Annotated in this window: 17 protein-coding genes; 4 read left to right on the top strand and 13 right to left on the bottom strand. The window is 57.7% G+C overall.

What is annotated here, in order from left to right:
* Window positions 1-5 precede the first annotated feature (5 nt).
* The gene (locus tag ABVF61_RS21910; RefSeq protein ID WP_353995658.1) at window positions 6-671 is read left to right on the top strand and encodes a uracil-DNA glycosylase; all 666 of its coding nucleotides are present in this window, start codon (window positions 6-8) and stop codon (window positions 669-671) included.
* 21 nt (window positions 672-692) lie between these two features.
* Here ABVF61_RS21910 and ABVF61_RS21915 read toward each other — a convergent pair whose 3' ends face one another.
* From ABVF61_RS21915 to ABVF61_RS21935, 5 genes are all read right to left on the bottom strand, one after another.
* Window positions 693-1,466 (bottom strand): arginyltransferase, encoded by a 774-nt coding sequence (locus ABVF61_RS21915; RefSeq protein ID WP_353995659.1) that lies wholly within the window; start codon window positions 1,464-1,466, stop codon window positions 693-695.
* Window positions 1,467-1,497: 31 nt separating this feature from the next.
* Window positions 1,498-3,333, bottom strand: a complete 1,836-nt coding sequence (locus tag ABVF61_RS21920; RefSeq protein WP_353995660.1) for an SLC13 family permease — start codon at window positions 3,331-3,333, stop codon at window positions 1,498-1,500.
* A gap of 307 nt (window positions 3,334-3,640) precedes the next feature.
* Window positions 3,641-4,306 (bottom strand): cupin domain-containing protein, encoded by a 666-nt coding sequence (locus tag ABVF61_RS21925; protein WP_353995661.1) that lies wholly within the window; start codon window positions 4,304-4,306, stop codon window positions 3,641-3,643.
* Entirely contained in the window at window positions 4,306-4,980 is a 675-nt protein-coding gene (locus tag ABVF61_RS21930) for an SDR family NAD(P)-dependent oxidoreductase (protein WP_353995662.1), read from the bottom strand. The genes ABVF61_RS21925 and ABVF61_RS21930 overlap by 1 nt, the downstream gene beginning before the upstream one ends.
* Window positions 4,980-5,384: an MAPEG family protein gene (locus ABVF61_RS21935; protein WP_353995663.1), complete on the bottom strand. Its 405-nt coding sequence runs from the start codon at window positions 5,382-5,384 to the stop codon at window positions 4,980-4,982. The genes ABVF61_RS21930 and ABVF61_RS21935 overlap by 1 nt, the downstream gene beginning before the upstream one ends.
* Before the next feature lie 98 nt (window positions 5,385-5,482).
* Between ABVF61_RS21935 and ABVF61_RS21940 the strand changes: the two genes are divergently transcribed.
* Window positions 5,483-6,394, top strand: a complete 912-nt coding sequence (locus ABVF61_RS21940; RefSeq protein ID WP_353995664.1) for a LysR family transcriptional regulator — start codon at window positions 5,483-5,485, stop codon at window positions 6,392-6,394.
* Window positions 6,395-6,492: 98 nt separating this feature from the next.
* On the opposite strand, the gene ABVF61_RS21945 is transcribed toward ABVF61_RS21940, so the two are convergent.
* The 5 genes from ABVF61_RS21945 to ABVF61_RS21965 form a co-directional block, all read right to left on the bottom strand.
* Window positions 6,493-7,173 carry a class I SAM-dependent methyltransferase gene (locus tag ABVF61_RS21945; RefSeq protein ID WP_353995665.1) on the bottom strand — a complete coding sequence of 227 codons (681 nt, stop codon included), beginning with the start codon at window positions 7,171-7,173 and terminating at the stop codon, window positions 6,493-6,495.
* A gap of 7 nt (window positions 7,174-7,180) precedes the next feature.
* Entirely contained in the window at window positions 7,181-7,660 is a 480-nt protein-coding gene (locus ABVF61_RS21950; RefSeq protein ID WP_353995666.1) for a pseudoazurin, read from the bottom strand.
* Window positions 7,644-8,417, bottom strand: coding sequence for an ABC transporter ATP-binding protein (locus tag ABVF61_RS21955; RefSeq protein WP_353995667.1), 774 nt, complete (start codon window positions 8,415-8,417; stop codon window positions 7,644-7,646). The genes ABVF61_RS21950 and ABVF61_RS21955 overlap by 17 nt, the downstream gene beginning before the upstream one ends.
* Window positions 8,414-9,487, bottom strand: a complete 1,074-nt coding sequence (locus ABVF61_RS21960; protein WP_353995668.1) for a FecCD family ABC transporter permease — start codon at window positions 9,485-9,487, stop codon at window positions 8,414-8,416. Before ABVF61_RS21960 ends, ABVF61_RS21955 begins: the two co-directional genes overlap by 4 nt.
* 62 nt (window positions 9,488-9,549) lie before the next feature.
* Window positions 9,550-10,701 (bottom strand): ABC transporter substrate-binding protein, encoded by a 1,152-nt coding sequence (locus tag ABVF61_RS21965; RefSeq protein WP_353995669.1) that lies wholly within the window; start codon window positions 10,699-10,701, stop codon window positions 9,550-9,552.
* A gap of 268 nt (window positions 10,702-10,969) precedes the next feature.
* Here ABVF61_RS21965 and ABVF61_RS21970 point away from each other — a divergent pair, with 268 nt between their 5' ends.
* Complete coding sequence (locus ABVF61_RS21970) at window positions 10,970-11,455, top strand: TspO/MBR family protein (protein ID WP_353995670.1); 486 nt, start codon at window positions 10,970-10,972, stop codon at window positions 11,453-11,455.
* A gap of 74 nt (window positions 11,456-11,529) precedes the next feature.
* On the opposite strand, the gene ABVF61_RS21975 is transcribed toward ABVF61_RS21970, so the two are convergent.
* The 3 genes from ABVF61_RS21975 to hemB form a co-directional block, all read right to left on the bottom strand.
* Window positions 11,530-12,036, bottom strand: a complete 507-nt coding sequence (locus tag ABVF61_RS21975) for an RDD family protein (protein ID WP_353995671.1) — start codon at window positions 12,034-12,036, stop codon at window positions 11,530-11,532.
* Between the two features lie 116 nt (window positions 12,037-12,152).
* Window positions 12,153-13,406: a threonine ammonia-lyase gene (locus ABVF61_RS21980; protein WP_353995672.1), complete on the bottom strand. Its 1,254-nt coding sequence runs from the start codon at window positions 13,404-13,406 to the stop codon at window positions 12,153-12,155.
* Window positions 13,403-14,398 carry a porphobilinogen synthase gene (hemB, locus tag ABVF61_RS21985; RefSeq protein ID WP_353996474.1) on the bottom strand — a complete coding sequence of 332 codons (996 nt, stop codon included), beginning with the start codon at window positions 14,396-14,398 and terminating at the stop codon, window positions 13,403-13,405. Before hemB ends, ABVF61_RS21980 begins: the two co-directional genes overlap by 4 nt.
* A gap of 270 nt (window positions 14,399-14,668) precedes the next feature.
* Between hemB and ABVF61_RS21990 the strand changes: the two genes are divergently transcribed.
* Window positions 14,669-15,808: an acyl-CoA dehydrogenase family protein gene (locus tag ABVF61_RS21990; protein ID WP_353995673.1), complete on the top strand. Its 1,140-nt coding sequence runs from the start codon at window positions 14,669-14,671 to the stop codon at window positions 15,806-15,808.
* Window positions 15,809-15,817: the final 9 nt, after the last annotated feature.

The following is a 15,817-nucleotide window of genomic DNA, read 5'->3' on the forward strand; positions in this document are numbered from 1 at the left end:
TTTTGATGCCACTTACCGTTGAAAATCCGGGTCCCGTCGATCCTCCTTTGGATTGTCCGGACTGCCCGAGGCTCGTTGCATTGCGTGAAGAGCTGAAAGTGGCGCACCCGGATTGGCACAACGCGCCGGTACCTTCCTTTTCATCCGGCGCGCCACGGTTGCTTATCATCGGATTGGCACCGGGCATGAAGGGCGCCAATTGTACAGGGCGTCCTTTCACCGGTGATTACGCCGGTGATCTGTTGTACAAGACGCTTTTGGAGTATGGCTTTGCTGCGGGCAATTATGACGCGCGCCCGGATGACGGACTGGTCCTCAAGGATGCGATGATCACAAACGCCGTGCGCTGTTTGCCGCCGCAGAACAAGCCGACCGGGTTGGAAATCAAGACCTGCAGGCCCTATCTGCTTTCGACGCTTGCCGCCAATCCCTCCATTGGTGCAGTGCTGGCCCTGGGGCGCATAGCGCACGAGACTTTTCTGACAGCTCTTGGGCAACGCCGCGCGGCTTTTCCGTTCGCGCACGCGTCTGAACATGTGTTGCCCGGGTATGCAATGTCGCTTTTCGACAGCTATCACTGCTCGCGCTACAATACGAACACGGGTCGATTGACCGAAGACATGTTCCGTTCGGTCTTCGACAAGATAAGAGCGCATTTGCCAGCGCAATAACAAGAAAAAGCAGCGACGACCTCAGTCGTCACGGGTCAGATATTCGTCCGCCGTCACGGTTGTCCAACCATTCGGGCCCAGGTGCTCTTGCGGCTTGAATCGCGCCTTATAGGCCATCTTTGCAGACCCCGCGACCCAATACCCGAGATAGACATAAGGCAGCCTCAGTTTCCGGGCGCGGTCTATATGATCGAGGATCATATAGGTGCCGAGGGCAGTATCGGCGTAAGCCGGATCGTAAAACGAGTAGACCATCGACAGACCGTCGGAGAGCTGGTCGCTCAGCGCAACACCCAGGAGAGGGCCTTCGCCGGTTCCGGTGACGAAGCTGTCCGGTCCCCGCTTGCGATATTCGATCACGAGGGTTTCGACGTGGGTATCTTCAACCATCATCGCGTAATCCAGGACGCTCATCTCCGTCATGCCGCCGTCTTCGTGACGCTCCTGAAGATAGTCCCTGAACAAATCATACTGCTCAGCTGACGGGCTGGCCGGAAGCCGGGCTCCGATCAGATCAGAGGCGGACTTCCACACGCGTTTGAATGACTTGCTCCACTTGAAGTCGTTCACGCGCACACGCACCGAAACACAGGCCTGGCACTGCTCACAAGCCGGACGGTATGCGATGTTCTGGCTGCGGCGGAAACCGCCCTGCGTCAGCACTTCATTGAGGGCAGGTGCACCATGCCCAACGAGATGCGTGAACACCTTGCGCTCCTGTTTGCCCTCAAGATACGGGCAGGGCGCCGGTGCCGTCAGATAGAACTGGGGATGATCTGTGGGGTGTCGTGTCACCTTGTTGTCCCGCAATACCTCAATTCTTGCCCTAGATCCCATAGTACCATGGCGCGACCAACGAGAAGGTCAACCATAAAATAACGGCAAGTGGGGCGCCTGCCTGGATAAAGTCGATAAACCTGTAGTGACCGGGCCCCATGACGATCAGGTTGGTCTGGTATCCGACAGGCGTGGCAAATGATGTGTTGGCGGCAATGATGAGACAGACAACAAAGGCTTCAGGAGGCTGACCGATCTGATTGGCGAGGTTGATCGCAATCGGTGTGAACAGAACGGCCGCGGCATTGTTTGACAGGAAATTCGTCAGCACCATCACCAGAAAGAACAGGGCGGACAACATAGTCGCCGCAGACGCCCCCTGCAGCAGACTAACAAGCCCGGAAGCGATTGCAGTCGCCCCGCCGGTTGCCTCGAGTGCGACGGCAGCAGCGAGAGACGCGCCGACCAGCATGAAAATCCGGCTGTCGATTGCCCGCATGGCCTGACGGATATTCAGGCAACCTGACGCGATCATGGCAAACGTACCGCCGATCGCAGCGGCGACGATCGGCACCAGCCCCGTCGCTGCAAGAAAGACAACGCAGGCAAAAATTGTGAGCGCGTGAGGTGCGTAACGCCGTCTTGGCACTTCTGCTGTCGACCAGTCGAGGAGAAGTACATCCCGGTTGCCGCGCAGGCGGGCGATGTCGTCTTCGTCTCCTGCGACCAGAAGCACGTCGCCGGCTTCAAGCCGAATATCATTCATCGCCATGCGGGGCATACGGCTTCGCCTTTGGATGCCCATGACGAGACAGCCGGTGTCGGTATAAAATCCCGACTGCGGCAACGTTCTGCCCATAAGGCGGGAGGCGGGGGCAACCACAGCTTCGGCAAGACTGATTGACCCTGGCTGTGCTGCCTGCTGGTCCCGGCCCGAATTCGTCGGATCAGTCTCCGTTTCCATAAGTGGCTGCCGGCGCGCAAGCGCATTTGCGAGCGCGGTCCGCGTTGCAGCCACGATGACCGTGTCACCGGGAGAAAGCACTACGTTCTCAAACGGAGGCAAAAGTGGTTTTTGGCCGCGCTGCACCAGGCGGACGGTCATGTCTTTCAGCTTCGGAAACATGCCCGAAACCGCTTCGACCCCGACAAGCGGATGGCCGTAGGTGATTTCGATCTGGGCAATGAACTGCTTTCCCGAAGTGGCCTGGAATTCTTCCGCCATGGTTTTCCGAGCTTTCATGAGCTTGGGCATGACGAAAAACACGTAAATCGCACCGACGCCCGCCATGATCAGGCCAATGGGCGTGAAGCTGAAGAACGTAAGCCTGAGGTCGGAGGTTTGGGCAGCGTAGTTGGCAACCAGAAGATTGGTCGAAGACCCGATCAAGGTGGTCATGCCACCCAGGATCGCGATGAAGGACAGTGGCATCAGAACGCGCGCAGGCGACTGGCCAACCGTTGCGGCAACCGCTGTCAGAATGGGCAGGAACATCACGACAACCGGTGTGTTGTTCAAAAACGCGCTCAAAACAGCCACTACCAACAAAATCGGAATGGTCGCGAATGCCGAGCGCCCGCGTGTCATACGGACGATGGTCTTCGCCGGTCCTTCCAGTGCGTCGGTCTGGAACAGGCCTTGGCCAATGATCAACAGGCAGATAACCGTGACAAGGGCTGGATTGGCGAACCCCATGAGAAAGTCGCCCGTCGCGACGGTCCCGCCGTCCGGGGTTTCAACGGGGATGATCGAAAAGATAACAACAAAAGCTGTCAGGGATCCCAGAGCGACTGCCTCGATCGGATAGCGCTCTACAGCGTACAGGATGACGGTTGACGCGATCACCACAAACGTGAGCGCCATCGCGATATCAACTGAGTGCATTCACCTGCCCAAAGCCACCGTGGCCATTCTTAACGAACATACAGTTTAGAACAGGCAGCCGGGCGATTGAAAGGGCAGGCGGGTGAGATTGCATTCATCGAAAGGTATTTGCGCACCGATTATTAGCCTTCTCCTCCAGATGAATCTAAATCGGAACAGGCATTTGTAAGTGATTGACGACGCTGGCCTACTTCATTGAGTGGGTCGCCTGTCGCACCAGGACAAAAGAGCTGAATTGACGGTCTCCCCTCGTTCGAGCTGCCTGGCAGTCAGGTGAACACAGGCGAGGATTGGCACTGACCACCTTTCAGTTTTTCGGCAGATGCCCCGTTTTCACATAAAGCAGTGCGCCTTCCGTTTCCGTCATCATGACGTGTTTCGAAAGATGTGGAGAGCGGACCCAAGTACCCTTGGGATAGCGGCCGAACTCATCGCGAAACGCGCCTTCAAGCACCAGGATTTCCTCTCCGCCGCGATGTTCACGAGGCTCCAGGCTGGTGTTCGGCTCCAGGTGGACCAATGCGACCCGCTCCGATTTGAACTTGTGCAGGGGCAGCAGTCTCATGCCCGGAACAGTCTCCTCGATCCAGTCTGCAGATTGTGTGTTGATCACGATCCTCACATGGTCTTCGGGGTCGAATTGAAACAGTTTTACAAGGATCGTGCAGCCTTTGCTCCCAACCTTGGGACTGTGCGAGGTTCCGATCGGATTGCGGACATAGGTACCTTGCGGATAAGCGCCGTGTTCGTCGGCAAACTCACCCTCCAAAACGAGGAACTCTTCGCCGCCATCATGTATGTGTGCGCTGAACCGGGTGTTCGGCGCATAGCGGACAATGCTTGTTGCGCGCGCCACCTCATCTCCGATCCGATCCATCATGCGTCTGTCGACACCGGGGGAAGGCGAAGGGCGCCAGGCCTCGTCTCCGGGAAGAACGACCTCCCGGCGCGCAAAATCGGCGCGAAGCTGCATTAGAATTTCCCTCCTGAAGGACGGATGTCTATTTCGTGGGTCCAGGCGCCGCTCGGTTGCCGGATCAGGTCAAGATACTGCCTGGCCAAAGCATCCGCTGGAATGCAGTCTGCTGCCGGAACGCTGAACAGTTGTTGCGCGTGGCCACCGTCGATCAATCCATCGATAATGATATGGGCAACGTGAATGCCCTTTGGGCCGTATTCTCTGGCAAGGCTTTGCGCGAGCCCGCGCAGCGCGAATTTAGCGGATGCGAATGCGGAAAACTTCGCACTGCCACGGGTCGACGCAGTCGCGCCGGAAAAGAGGATTGTGCCGCCTCCTGCCAGCATCGCCGGAAGCACGGATTTGATCGCTGCAAACGCACCGAGCGTATCGGTGCGCCAGACGGCTTCGAATTGCTCGATCGAAGTATCTTCGAAGGTTTCAATCAAGAACTTGTGCGCATTGTAGATCAATACCGCCGGAGCACCGTGACGTGAGAGGATGGAAGCAAACGCGCTCTCGACATCTTGTGGCGCAGACAGATCGGCCTGCACGAAGTCCTTGAAGGCGCCACCCGGATTGTTGCGGGCAACCCCGACCGTGTCGTAGCCGGCCTGGCCGAGAGTGCGCGCGAGCGCCGGGCCAAGTGCTCCTCCGGCGCCTGCGATGATTGCAAGTTTGTTTGTCATCAAATGCCTCCGAGAGCGCCAACGGCTATGAAGAGTGTTGCGAAAAAGCCGATCAGATATGTCAGTGTGCGGGCGACAGGAATGCCTGCGACATAGACGAGATAGTGCGCCAGACGCGCCAGAACATAGACCTGAACCGCAACGAGCATGTTGCCGCCTGTCACGCCCATCTGCACGGCTGCAAGGACAACGGCCGCAAATACGACCAGGTTTTCGATAGCGTTGAGATGAGCCCGCTTTGCCCGTTCCGCCCAGGCGGGCATCGGAGGATCATCCTGCGACGGGTTCCCCATTGTCGCAAAGATGCCCCGCCGCACGAAGCTTTCAAGGACGTAGGGCATCCACAACGCCGCGGTAAAAATGGAGATGGCGATCAACCAGGCAAGTTCAGGAGTGGTTTGCATTTGGAACCTCTTGTGATTTTCGGTTGATCACTGGGTATCATTTGCCGTAATTTTGGAGAAATTGAATAATCTTTCAAATTGATAGGGAGTTTCTATCAATGAACATACGGCATTTGGCGTTCGTTTTGAGCGTTGCGGAAACAGGATCTTTCCGTTCGGCAGCGGACGCCTGCAATGTGACGCAACCGACGCTCTCGGCCGGGATCAAGCAGATCGAGCATCAGTTCGGCGCGAAGATTTTCCAGCGCAGTACGCGGTCTGTCGCCATAACCGAGTTCGGCCGGCAGGTTCTAACCGCAATTTCCGACGTTGTGGCGTCAGAAGAAGCGCTTTTGGCTCAAGTGAGGCAGCTCTTGAAGCCGGAGGTCAAACTGATACGGATCGGCGTCTCGCCCATCGTGGAAGTGCCGCGGATCATGGATCTGTTTGCAGACTATCAGCGGCAGTATCCGGGAGTGGAATTTGTCTTCAAGGAGTGTTTCGTCGACGACCTGCATGACCGCCTGCACTCAGAGACCCTTGATTTGGCGATCCTTCCGGAAACCGCCATCGAGCGAAAAGGGATCAAGACATCCCGGCTTTACAAAGACCCCTGGGTGTTTCTGCCAAGTGGTGCCGAGCTCAACCGGTTTGCGGACAGCGCGGTATCGCTGCGGGAACTTGAAAACCAGCCTTTGATCCTGACGTCCGGGCACTGCGGTCTGTCACAGGCAACAGAAGCGATGTTCGAGACTGAGGGTCTGTCGCTTGATCTTTATCCGGGCCGTGCAATTTCCTATGCGGCGCTGGAAAACTGGGCCGACCTCGGACTGGGCGCTGCCTTGCTGCCGGCCAGCAAGGTTTCCAGATTGCGGCAGGGGCCGTGCCTGCCGATCCTGGAAACGGATGGCAGTGCGGCGATGCTGGAACTCTTTGCGTGCTGGTCCGCAAAGCCCAAGGAAGCGCGCCACGTCGCGAGCCTGGTTTCTTTGCTTGAAAGCAGTTCCCTTGAAAGCGGTGCCGTCAAATAGGGCTGCTTGATTGCCGGTCGACGCTTTCGGCACCGTGCCCGTGTGGCGAGACACGTGTTTGCCTTGCAGGTTTTCAAAAGCCATTGTGACGCTCCCAACTAAGCTTCCATCTCAAAGCGGAACATCAGCTTCCATCGGGTGTAGACTTCGAGCCGGTCTACATCTGTTGGAAAATAGTCGCTTGGGTCGGTGAGCGGGATGAAAGCATTGGCAAGAAACCGGCGTACAGACACCGTGAACCCCGTTTCCCGGAAAGCACCCGCAATGTCGGCGATGCTGTGATTTGGGACGGAAACGTTCGAAAACTCCTGGATCTGGGGCCGCCACATGGCCCAGAGCGGACTGTCGCGATGACAGCAGGTTACCGCGTAGTAGCTCCCGCCCGGTTTCAGAACACCCGCAATCTGTTTGGCGTGCTCTTTGAGGTCGTTGATCAGGTAGATGACCTCATGACTGAATGCGAGGTCGAAGCGTTCTTCCAGTTCGGAAATGTCGGTTGTCGACCGGTACGCAATCGGCCGGTTACCCTTTGCTGCTTCGGCAATTTCGACGGCGTGCCGGGCAATATCGACGCCGACGGCGGATTTGAAGTGACGCAGATCGTAAAGCAGCCTTAGAAAGCCGCCCTGGTTACAGCCGAAATCAAGAACGGTCGCATTCGCAAGATTGCGTTCGTCCATCGCCTCGATCATCTCACACCAGATCCAGGTGTGGTCCGCCGTCATTGTGTCTTCTTCAGAGGAAATGTTGGACCAGGTGTCGATCAGGTTCGCGTTCACTTTGGATCTATGCCTCTGCTTCCAGTTCCTTCAGGAGCGCGCGAAAGACCTTGCGCGCGCTGCCCGGGTGCCTGATTTTCCTGGCCGACTTGAAGTTGGAAAAGTCGTTTCCAACGACGATCAGTCCGACCATGCCCCACTCATAGTGAGGCACGCATATATGCCCGTAGATGCCCGGAACCGTGAAGTTGACCGTCAGGTTCTCATCGATCGCACCGTTCCAGGGTTCCGCGCCATCAGGGATCATCCCGCGCTTGGAGGCGGAATTGTGCCCTGCGTCGGTCGGGACGAATGTGACGTTGTCGCCTGTGTTGATGCGCAAGATCGCCGGTTCGAAGACGTTGGGTGTATCCGGATCGCCGCAGGCTGCGTTCAGCATGAGGATGCCGTGTGCATTCCCGGTTGCCTCCGGAGCCGGGCAGGCGAGCGCTGATCCGGCACCGGCCATCGCTGCGACCGAGAACACGAAATTACGACGCGTAAGCATGAACGATCAGCTCCTCTCTCGGGCCTTTTGTTGTTTCGATGGCAACACCGTAGGTGCTTGAAATGGCTTCGGCGCGCAGCACCTCCGCAGGCGGTCCGTGCGCAAGGATCCGCCCTTCGCCAATGAGGATCAGGGTGTCGGCAAAACGCGCTGCGAGATTGAGATCATGCAGGGCGACAACGCCGATTGCGGCACGGTTCGCCACAGCGGATTTGATCTGCCCCAGCACCTCCAGCTGGTGCCTGAGGTCGAGCGCCGAAGTCGGTTCGTCGAAAAGGTAGACATCCGACTTTCGGATCAGTGCCTGTGTCACGGAGACCATCTGCGATTGGCCGCCGGAAAGTTCACTGACATAGGCTTCCGAGAGATGACCGATGCCGGCTTCCTGCAAAGCCGTGCCGACGGCAATCATGTCGTTTTCGCTCACACGCCAGCCCTTCAACTGCTTATGCGCCATCATGACGACGTCAAAGACGGAAAGGGCGGCATTCGCGGTGAAAAACTGAGGCATGAAGCAGACACGCTCCAGCCGACGGCGCGTTGACAGCGTGTCGAGATCGGTATCTCCGAGATGAACCTTGCCGGTTTCCGGTTTCAAAAGACCTGCAATCAACCGGAAAAGCGTCGATTTGCCTACCGCATTCGGGCCGATGAGTGCGGTCAGCTGGCCGGGTTTGATCGGGTCGAAACCAACACCGTCGAATACCCGTCGGGCACCGTAGGAAAATGAGAGGTTTTCTGCCGTTAGAGCGCTCATTGCCAGTGCCTCTTTCGCTGGCTGAGGATCAACAAAATGAAGAACGGTATGCCGATCAGTGATGTGATCATGCCGATGGGGTAGACGATCCCCGGTGTGATGGCTTTGGAGGCGATGGATGTGCCGGAAAGGATGAGAGCGCCGCACAGTGCGGAGAGCGGAAGAAACCCGCGCTGATCCTCGCCGACAATCATGCGCGCGATATGCGGTCCGACGAGTCCGACAAAGGCAATTGCCCCGACAAAGGAGACGGCGACCGCCGAAAGCAGCGAGACACCGGCAAGGACGCTGATCCTCAAGAGCCCGACATTGACACCAAGGGCGGCCGCCTTGTCTTCTCCCATGCGAAGAGCTGTCAGGGCCCAGGAGCGATACATGAACCACGGCAGAATGAGTGCGAGGATGACAAAGCAGACGCCGACCTTCGGCCAGGTCGCCCGTGCCAGGGACCCCAGCTGCCAGAAGATCAGCTGCGCCAGTTGAATTTCCGACGCGCCGTATTGAAGAAATGCCAGCAGGGCATTGAACGTGAAGAGCATGGCAATGCCGACCAGGATCATCGCTTCCGGCGAAACGCCGCGCAGTCTTGTGAAAAGGAACAGCGCGCATGAGGTCAGCATGGCAAAGACGAAGGCGTTGACCGATACAAACAGACCACCAACGCCGGGGATAACGGACCATCCAAGTACAATGGCAAGGGCTGCGCCGAAACCGGCTGCCGAGCTCAAGCCCAACGTGAAGGGATCAGCCAGCGGATTGTTGAGGATGGTCTGCATTTCCGCACCGGCAACCCCCAGCATGGCGCCGACCGCAATCGCCATGATGGCAACTGGCATTCGAAGCTGCCAGATGATGACGTCTTCCTTTGGCGTCGCCAGAGACCGGTCGAAAATAACCTCGATCGTGCGCCAGATCGAAAGATTCGCCGGACCTGTCGTCACGTCGATCACGACAAGAGCGGCAAGAAGCAGGAAGGCAATTCCGATAAGCGCGGCCCTGCGCACATTGCGAAGCTTGTAAGCGCGCACCAGCGACAACGCTTCGCCGGAGACAAGTGAACTGTCAGACATAAATGACCCGTGAAAATGGGCTCCGCAGCAAACCGCCGCGGAACCTCGTGCAATAAACTGCCTTATCGGTTGAGCGTTATCCAGAATTGACCGGAGGTCTCATAAGGCAGGAACCGGTCATGCAGTTCCTGGAAAGTCGCCTCGGGGTCCAGATCTTCAAAGTCGTCCGGATGCAGCCACTTCGCCAATACCTGGATCGCAATGAAATGGTAGGGCGAATTGTAAAACTGGTGATAGATCGAGTGGAAGCGCCCGTCTTTGACGGCGCGCAGATCTGCGAAACCCGGACGCGCGGCAAGGGCTGCGAGACGTTCGGCGTTGACTTCCGGATCGCCTTCATAGCCAAGCAAAGTCGACGTGACTTCAGGGCGCGCTTCTTTCCAGTTCGCACCTGTCCCGAAGACGACATCCGGGTCGGCTTCGATGATGCCTTCAAGGCTGAGATCGACCGAATAGGCATTGGCAAGCGTTGAGGCATAGTTCTTGCCGCCGGCAAGCTCAACAAACCGGCCATAATTATAGGGTCCAAAAGACCAGCAGCAGAAATCATCCTGCCAACCGGCTGCGTTCTCGACAACGACAAGAGGACGGTCTTCCGCTGGAATGGTGTCGACGATATTCGTCACCTTGCGCATCTGCGCAATGTAGAAGTCGATGAATTCCGCAGCCCGCTTTTCCTCACCGAAGATCCGGCCGAGAATCAGCATTGAAGGAACGGCGTTTTCTGTCGCGTTCCGCCGGAAATCGATAAAGGCGACCTGCACGCCGGCATTGCCGAGCTTTTCGACAAGGCCGGTTTCCTCTGCCTTGAAGAGATTGCCCACATCGAGCAGCACGAGGTCCGTATCAGCTTCCAGAACGGCCTCGATTGAAAAATCACCTGCATATGGGTTGCCGAAGTCGATCATCCGCGCAGTCTCTTCCGGAAAGGCCCCCTGATACTTGCGGAAAGCATCGGGGTCGTACTGAACCAGATCGCTTTTCCAGCCGACGATCTTCTTGAACGGGTTGCCCTCGATCAGCGGTGCGATGCCATACATCATCCGGCCTTCGCCAAGGATGATCTTGTCCGGCATTTCCGGCAGGGTGACTTCACGCCCCGCGATATCGGTGAAGGTGAGAGCCTCGGCGTGGGCGGTTGTCGATTGAGTAGTCAACAAGGTACCGGCCACGAGAGCGCACGTCAGTGCGCCTACGCGTTTGAAGAAAGACATAGCGTTTTCCGTTAGTTAGATTACAGCGCAGCAATAACAGGTCTGAAAATTAAAGTCGACTCTAATATTCAGGTTTTGTGGGGCGACTTACTCGCTCTGGTGGAATGACCGGAAAACGGTGGAACGTCCGTCTCACGTTTGTCACCAGATTTATCAGGCGAAGGAAAGTCTCAGCGCACGCCTGCTGCGTAAAGAGCAAAAGCCATCAACAGTCAGCACAAATCGCATTTTGGAAGTGTGAAGAGCGAACGGGAGAAACTGCAAATCCATGTCAATCGAGATCTCATCCCGGCTTCGCGGCGCAGGCGCGATTGCGCTCCTTGCGCTTTTCCTGATCGTCGTTCTTGGAATGGGGATCTTTATCGGAACACAGTCGGCACCGGGGGCGTGGTACGCGAACCTGAACAAGCCGTTCTTCAATCCGCCCAACTGGATTTTCGGACCGGTCTGGACTGTTCTCTATGTGTTTATTGCGGTCGCCGGATGGAGAACCTTTCGGGCAGCCCCGCGCTCGAAAGCAATGGTCTTCTGGTATGGCCAGATGGCGCTCAACTGGGCCTGGTCACCGCTCTTTTTTGTGCTGCATCAGGTTTGGATCGCGTTCGCGGTGATTGCCGGCATGTTCGTGCTGATCCTGCTTTTCATCAAGGACCGCTGGCACCCGGACCCGGCCTCCGCACTGCTCTTTTGCGCCTACGCGGCCTGGGTCGGGTTTGCCGGTCTTCTCAACCTGTCGCTGGCGCTGTTGAATTGACGGGTCGAGTGTCGTTCGAGGCTGAAACGATCAACAAAAACAACGGTCTGTCAAGTTTAGCAGACCCGCCCAGCTCAGTAACGTCCATCTACATATTGCCGGTGATAGTCCGAATTGATCACGACGACGCCTAGGATGATGTCGTGCAGGAGGCGCTTGCGGTCTGAAAAGAGCGACACCAGCAGGATCAGCGGCGTCAGCAACGAGACGGAGAACCAGAACAGCAGCGCATGGACGGCCGCGAGCAGGGGATAGGGCTTGGCGCCGTACCACAGGCGCATCTCAAGCCCCATGGCGCGCATGCCGAGGGTCGAGGCTTGCGGTCCGCCGAGCGTGAAGGCAACGTAAAGCAACGCGACCGTTGCCGGCAGGATGCCGTAGAGCAGGAAACCGAGACCGAGCGTGAAGACGCCCAGGAAAAACACCAGGATACCTGCGAGAACAGTAAAAATCGCGATCGCGATCACATCGATAAAAAACGCAAAGATCCGCCTGCTGCGGACACCCGAAAACAATTCCGGATGACGGGCAGGGTCAAAAACATCCTGGCGGACATAGTCGGTCGAAGTCTCTGCTGACATAAATCGGCTCCCAAAAACGTGATGAGGCTGATGTGGGGACTGAGGGGCGAAAACGCAAATGTGCTGCGTCCGCAAAAAGGGTGAATGCGGCAATCGTAACGCCTTGCGCGGCCGCGTCAGTCCATCCGCTCGCCGATCTCCAGATAGCGGACGACGTAGCTTCGTTCGCGAAGCGCCGCGACAATGCGTTCACCGTGTTCGCGGTCGAAGGCTTCGAAGGAGACATCCAGCGTGGCGCCCTTGGCGGGGACGTTGAGGAACAGCCGGTGATGCTCCACATCGACAACGTTGCCCTGCATGTCGCCGATGACCGTTGCGATCTCGCCGAGTGTGCCAGGGCGGTCCGGCGTGTCGATCCGGATGGAGACGAGCTTGCCGTCGCGCGCGAGCTCGCGCACCACGATCTTGGAAAGAAGCCGGGGATCGATATTGCCGCCGCACAGCACCAGGCCGACTTTCTTTCCCTCAAACCGGGCTCTGTCGGAGAGGAGCGCAGCCAGACCGGCGGCACCAGCTCCCTCGGCGATGGTTCGCTGAAGCGTCAGATAGGCATTGATCGATTGCTCAATGCTGCTTTCCGAAACAAGGACAACGTCATCGACGGATCTTTTGACAACCTCGGTGGTCAGAAGCCCAATGTCGCGAACGGCAATGCCTTCCGCGATCGTCGCGCCTTCGCACAGGACTTCCTTGCCGTAAAACGCACCCCACATGCCGGGGTAAAGCGTTGTTTCAACGCCGATAACCTGGACCGAAGGCTTGATGGCTTTCGCGGCCGTGGCGATACCGGCGATCAGTCCGCCACCGCCAATCGGCACAACGATCACATCAAGATCAGGCTGGGCGGCAAGCATCTCAAGCGCGATGGTGCCCTGTCCGTGAATGACATGCATGTCGTCATAGGGATGAACCCAGACGAGATGCTTTTCCGCGGCAAGCCGGTCAGCCTCAGCCTTGGCTTCCGCCAGAGTGTTTCCCGCCAGAACCACTTCCGCACCGTAGCCTCTGGTCGCGGAAATCTTCACGAACGGTGTCAACACCGGCATGACAATCGTTGCCGGTATGCCGAGCCGTCCGGCATGATAGGCAACCCCTTGCGCATGGTTGCCCGCGGACACCGCGATGACACCGCGCGCCTTTTCCTGCTCGCTCAGGCTGGAAAGCTTCACAAGTGCACCGCGTTCCTTGAAGGCGCCGGTCACCTGCATGTTCTCGTATTTGACGAAAACATCCGCACCGGTCAGCAGTGACAGGCGCGGCGCGGGCAGGCACGGCGTTTCAAGCACGGCACCCTTGATGAGATCAGCGGCTGCCCGGATGCGTTCGAATGTGACTTCGGATGCGTCCGCCTGGACAGGAGACGCGGTCATTTCCCGGGCGCCAGCATCTCGGCGACTTTGGGCGCAAAATAGGTCAGGATCCCGTCAGCACCTGCGCGCTTGAAGGCGAGCAGGCTTTCGAGCATCGCGCGGTCGCCGTCGAGCCAGCCATTGGCGCTTGCCGCCTTGATCATCGCGTATTCACCGGAGACCTGGTAGGCGTAGGTCGGGACCTGGAATTCGTCCTTGATGCGCCGGACGATGTCGAGATAGGGCAGACCGGGCTTGACCATGACCATGTCCGCGCCTTCGGTGATGTCGAGCTCTGCTTCACGTAAGGCTTCATCGGTATTTGCCGGGTCCATCTGGTAGGTCCGCTTGTCGCCCTTCAGCGTGCCGGACGATCCGACGGCATCACGGAACGGGCCGTAGAAGGCCGACGCATACTTCGCTGAATACGCCATGATCTGCGTTCCGCGAAAGTCCTGGCTGTCCAGCGCCTGCCGGATGGCTCCAATCCGGCCGTCCATCATATCCGATGGCGCAATGACGTCAGATCCAGCGTCCGCCTGAACCAGCGCCTGACGGCAGAGCTGGTCAACGGTTTCGTCATTTAGGATCGTGTCGCCATCCATCAGACCGTCATGGCCATGGCTGGTGTAGGGGTCGAGCGCAACGTCCGTCATCAGACCGACATTCAGCCCCTCCGCCTTGATCGCGCGGAGCGCCTGACAGGTCAGGTTCTGCGAGTTGAGCGCTTCCGAACCAGTGTCGTCGCGCAGATCGGGGTCGGTGTAGGGAAAGAGAGCCAGGGCCGGAATGCCAATCTCCGCCGCACGCGTTGCCTCACGGACCGCCTGGTCGACAGAGAGACGGAATACTTCCGGCATTGACGCCACCGGTTCACGCACGTTCGTGCCATCTACCAGAAAGATCGGCCAGATCAGATCATCGGTTGTAAGCGTGTTTTCGCGCACGAGCCGGCGCGACCAGTCTGTTTGGCGGTTGCGTCTCATGCGGGTACCGGCAAGCAACGTATCCATATGGTCGGATGTGATCGGCGGAAGAGGCGGTTTGGACGGCATCTGTTCTGCTAGCTCGATAATTGTGAAGGTGAAATTCATTCTGGTGGAAGTTAAGCGCCAATCTATCACGCAGATTGACGCATTCCAACATTCTGTAAAATAACTGAAAATAAAAACAAAAAAGAGATTGTTTGACGTTCGCGTCAAATATGTTTTAGTGCGCACGCAACGTCGGGAGGATGACTGGCGTTCCAGGAGCAGTTGCGCCAGCGCGAAGGGAGGACACACGTGGACTTTTCACCGAACGAAGATCAGCGCGCCTTTCAGGACATGGCGGCGAGTTTTTCCCGGGAGGAACTCGCACCCAACGCCAAACAATGGGACGAAGACAGCGTCTTTCCGGTGCCGACCCTGCGCAAGGCCGCTGAACTCGGCTTTGGCGGTATCTATGTCACGGAAGAGGTGGGCGGATCCGCATTGTCACGCCTGGACGCGGCACTGATCTTCGAGGAATTGTCCAAGGGATGCACCTCCACCGCAGCATATCTTTCGATCCACAATATGGTTGCCTGGATCATTGACACCTATGCGTCCGACGATCTGCGCCGGAAGTTCCTCCCGAGCCTTTGCTCCATGGATCTCCTGACCAGCTATTGCCTGACGGAACCCGGCTCCGGCTCCGATGCCGCCAGCTTGCGAACAAGCGCTAATGACGATGGCGACCACTATGTTCTCAACGGATCAAAGGCGTTTATCTCCGGTGGCGGGGTGAGTGACCTTTATGCGGTTATGGTGCGAACCGGTGGCGAGGGTCCTGCAGGCGTTTCCTGTGTTCTTGTTGAAAAGGGAACACCTGGCCTCAGCTTCGGGGCCAACGAGGTGAAGCTCGGCTGGAAAAGCCAGCCGACGGCGCAAGTGAATTTCCAGGATTGCCGTGTCCCAAAGTCAAACCTGATCGGCGAGGAAGGGCAGGGGTTCAAGATAGCCATGTCCGCGCTCGATGGCGGGCGGTTGAACATCGGCGCGTGTTCACTCGGCGCTGCGCAAGCCTGTCTGGATCTCGCGCTCGGTTATATGAAAGAGCGCAAACAGTTCGGGCGACCGATCGCCGACTTCCAGGCGCTGCAATTCCGTCTTGCCGATATGGCAACGGAGCTTGAAGCTGCGCGCCTTCTTTTGCACAAGGCAGCCTTCGCTGTGGACGCCAAGTCGCATGAGGCGACGCGCCTCGCGGCCATGGCAAAGCGGCTGGCAACCGATACCGGGTTCAAGGTCGTCAATGAGGCATTGCAGCTGCATGGAGGTTACGGCTATTTGCGCGATTATCCGATCGAGCGCTATTTCCGCGACGTTCGGGTGCACCAGATCCTGGAAGGGACAAACGAGATCATGCGCTTGATCATCGCTCGTGATCTGTTGAAAGATTGAGTGAACGCC

Source organism: Roseibium sp. HPY-6, assembly GCF_040530035.1.
Classification (GTDB): domain Bacteria; phylum Pseudomonadota; class Alphaproteobacteria; order Rhizobiales; family Stappiaceae; genus Roseibium.

What these genes read in the sequence shown, in the direction of transcription:
- ABVF61_RS21970 (WP_353995670.1), top strand. Translation starts at nt 10,970, where the DNA reads ATGTCAATCGAGATCTCATCCCGGCTTCGCGGCGCAGGCGCGATTGCG.
- ABVF61_RS21920 (WP_353995660.1), bottom strand. Translation starts at nt 3,333, where the DNA reads ATGCACTCAGTTGATATCGCGATGGCGCTCACGTTTGTGGTGATCGCG.
- ABVF61_RS21910 (WP_353995658.1), top strand. Translation starts at nt 6, where the DNA reads ATGCCACTTACCGTTGAAAATCCGGGTCCCGTCGATCCTCCTTTGGAT.
- ABVF61_RS21925 (WP_353995661.1), bottom strand. Translation starts at nt 4,306, where the DNA reads ATGCAGCTTCGCGCCGATTTTGCGCGCCGGGAGGTCGTTCTTCCCGGA.
- ABVF61_RS21940 (WP_353995664.1), top strand. Translation starts at nt 5,483, where the DNA reads ATGAACATACGGCATTTGGCGTTCGTTTTGAGCGTTGCGGAAACAGGA.
- ABVF61_RS21935 (WP_353995663.1), bottom strand. Translation starts at nt 5,384, where the DNA reads ATGCAAACCACTCCTGAACTTGCCTGGTTGATCGCCATCTCCATTTTT.
- ABVF61_RS21980 (WP_353995672.1), bottom strand. Translation starts at nt 13,406, where the DNA reads ATGACCGCGTCTCCTGTCCAGGCGGACGCATCCGAAGTCACATTCGAA.
- ABVF61_RS21975 (WP_353995671.1), bottom strand. Translation starts at nt 12,036, where the DNA reads ATGTCAGCAGAGACTTCGACCGACTATGTCCGCCAGGATGTTTTTGAC.
- ABVF61_RS21950 (WP_353995666.1), bottom strand. Translation starts at nt 7,660, where the DNA reads ATGCTTACGCGTCGTAATTTCGTGTTCTCGGTCGCAGCGATGGCCGGT.
- hemB (WP_353996474.1), bottom strand. Translation starts at nt 14,398, where the DNA reads ATGGATACGTTGCTTGCCGGTACCCGCATGAGACGCAACCGCCAAACA.
- ABVF61_RS21930 (WP_353995662.1), bottom strand. Translation starts at nt 4,980, where the DNA reads ATGACAAACAAACTTGCAATCATCGCAGGCGCCGGAGGAGCACTTGGC.
- ABVF61_RS21965 (WP_353995669.1), bottom strand. Translation starts at nt 10,701, where the DNA reads ATGTCTTTCTTCAAACGCGTAGGCGCACTGACGTGCGCTCTCGTGGCC.
- ABVF61_RS21955 (WP_353995667.1), bottom strand. Translation starts at nt 8,417, where the DNA reads ATGAGCGCTCTAACGGCAGAAAACCTCTCATTTTCCTACGGTGCCCGA.
- ABVF61_RS21960 (WP_353995668.1), bottom strand. Translation starts at nt 9,487, where the DNA reads ATGTCTGACAGTTCACTTGTCTCCGGCGAAGCGTTGTCGCTGGTGCGC.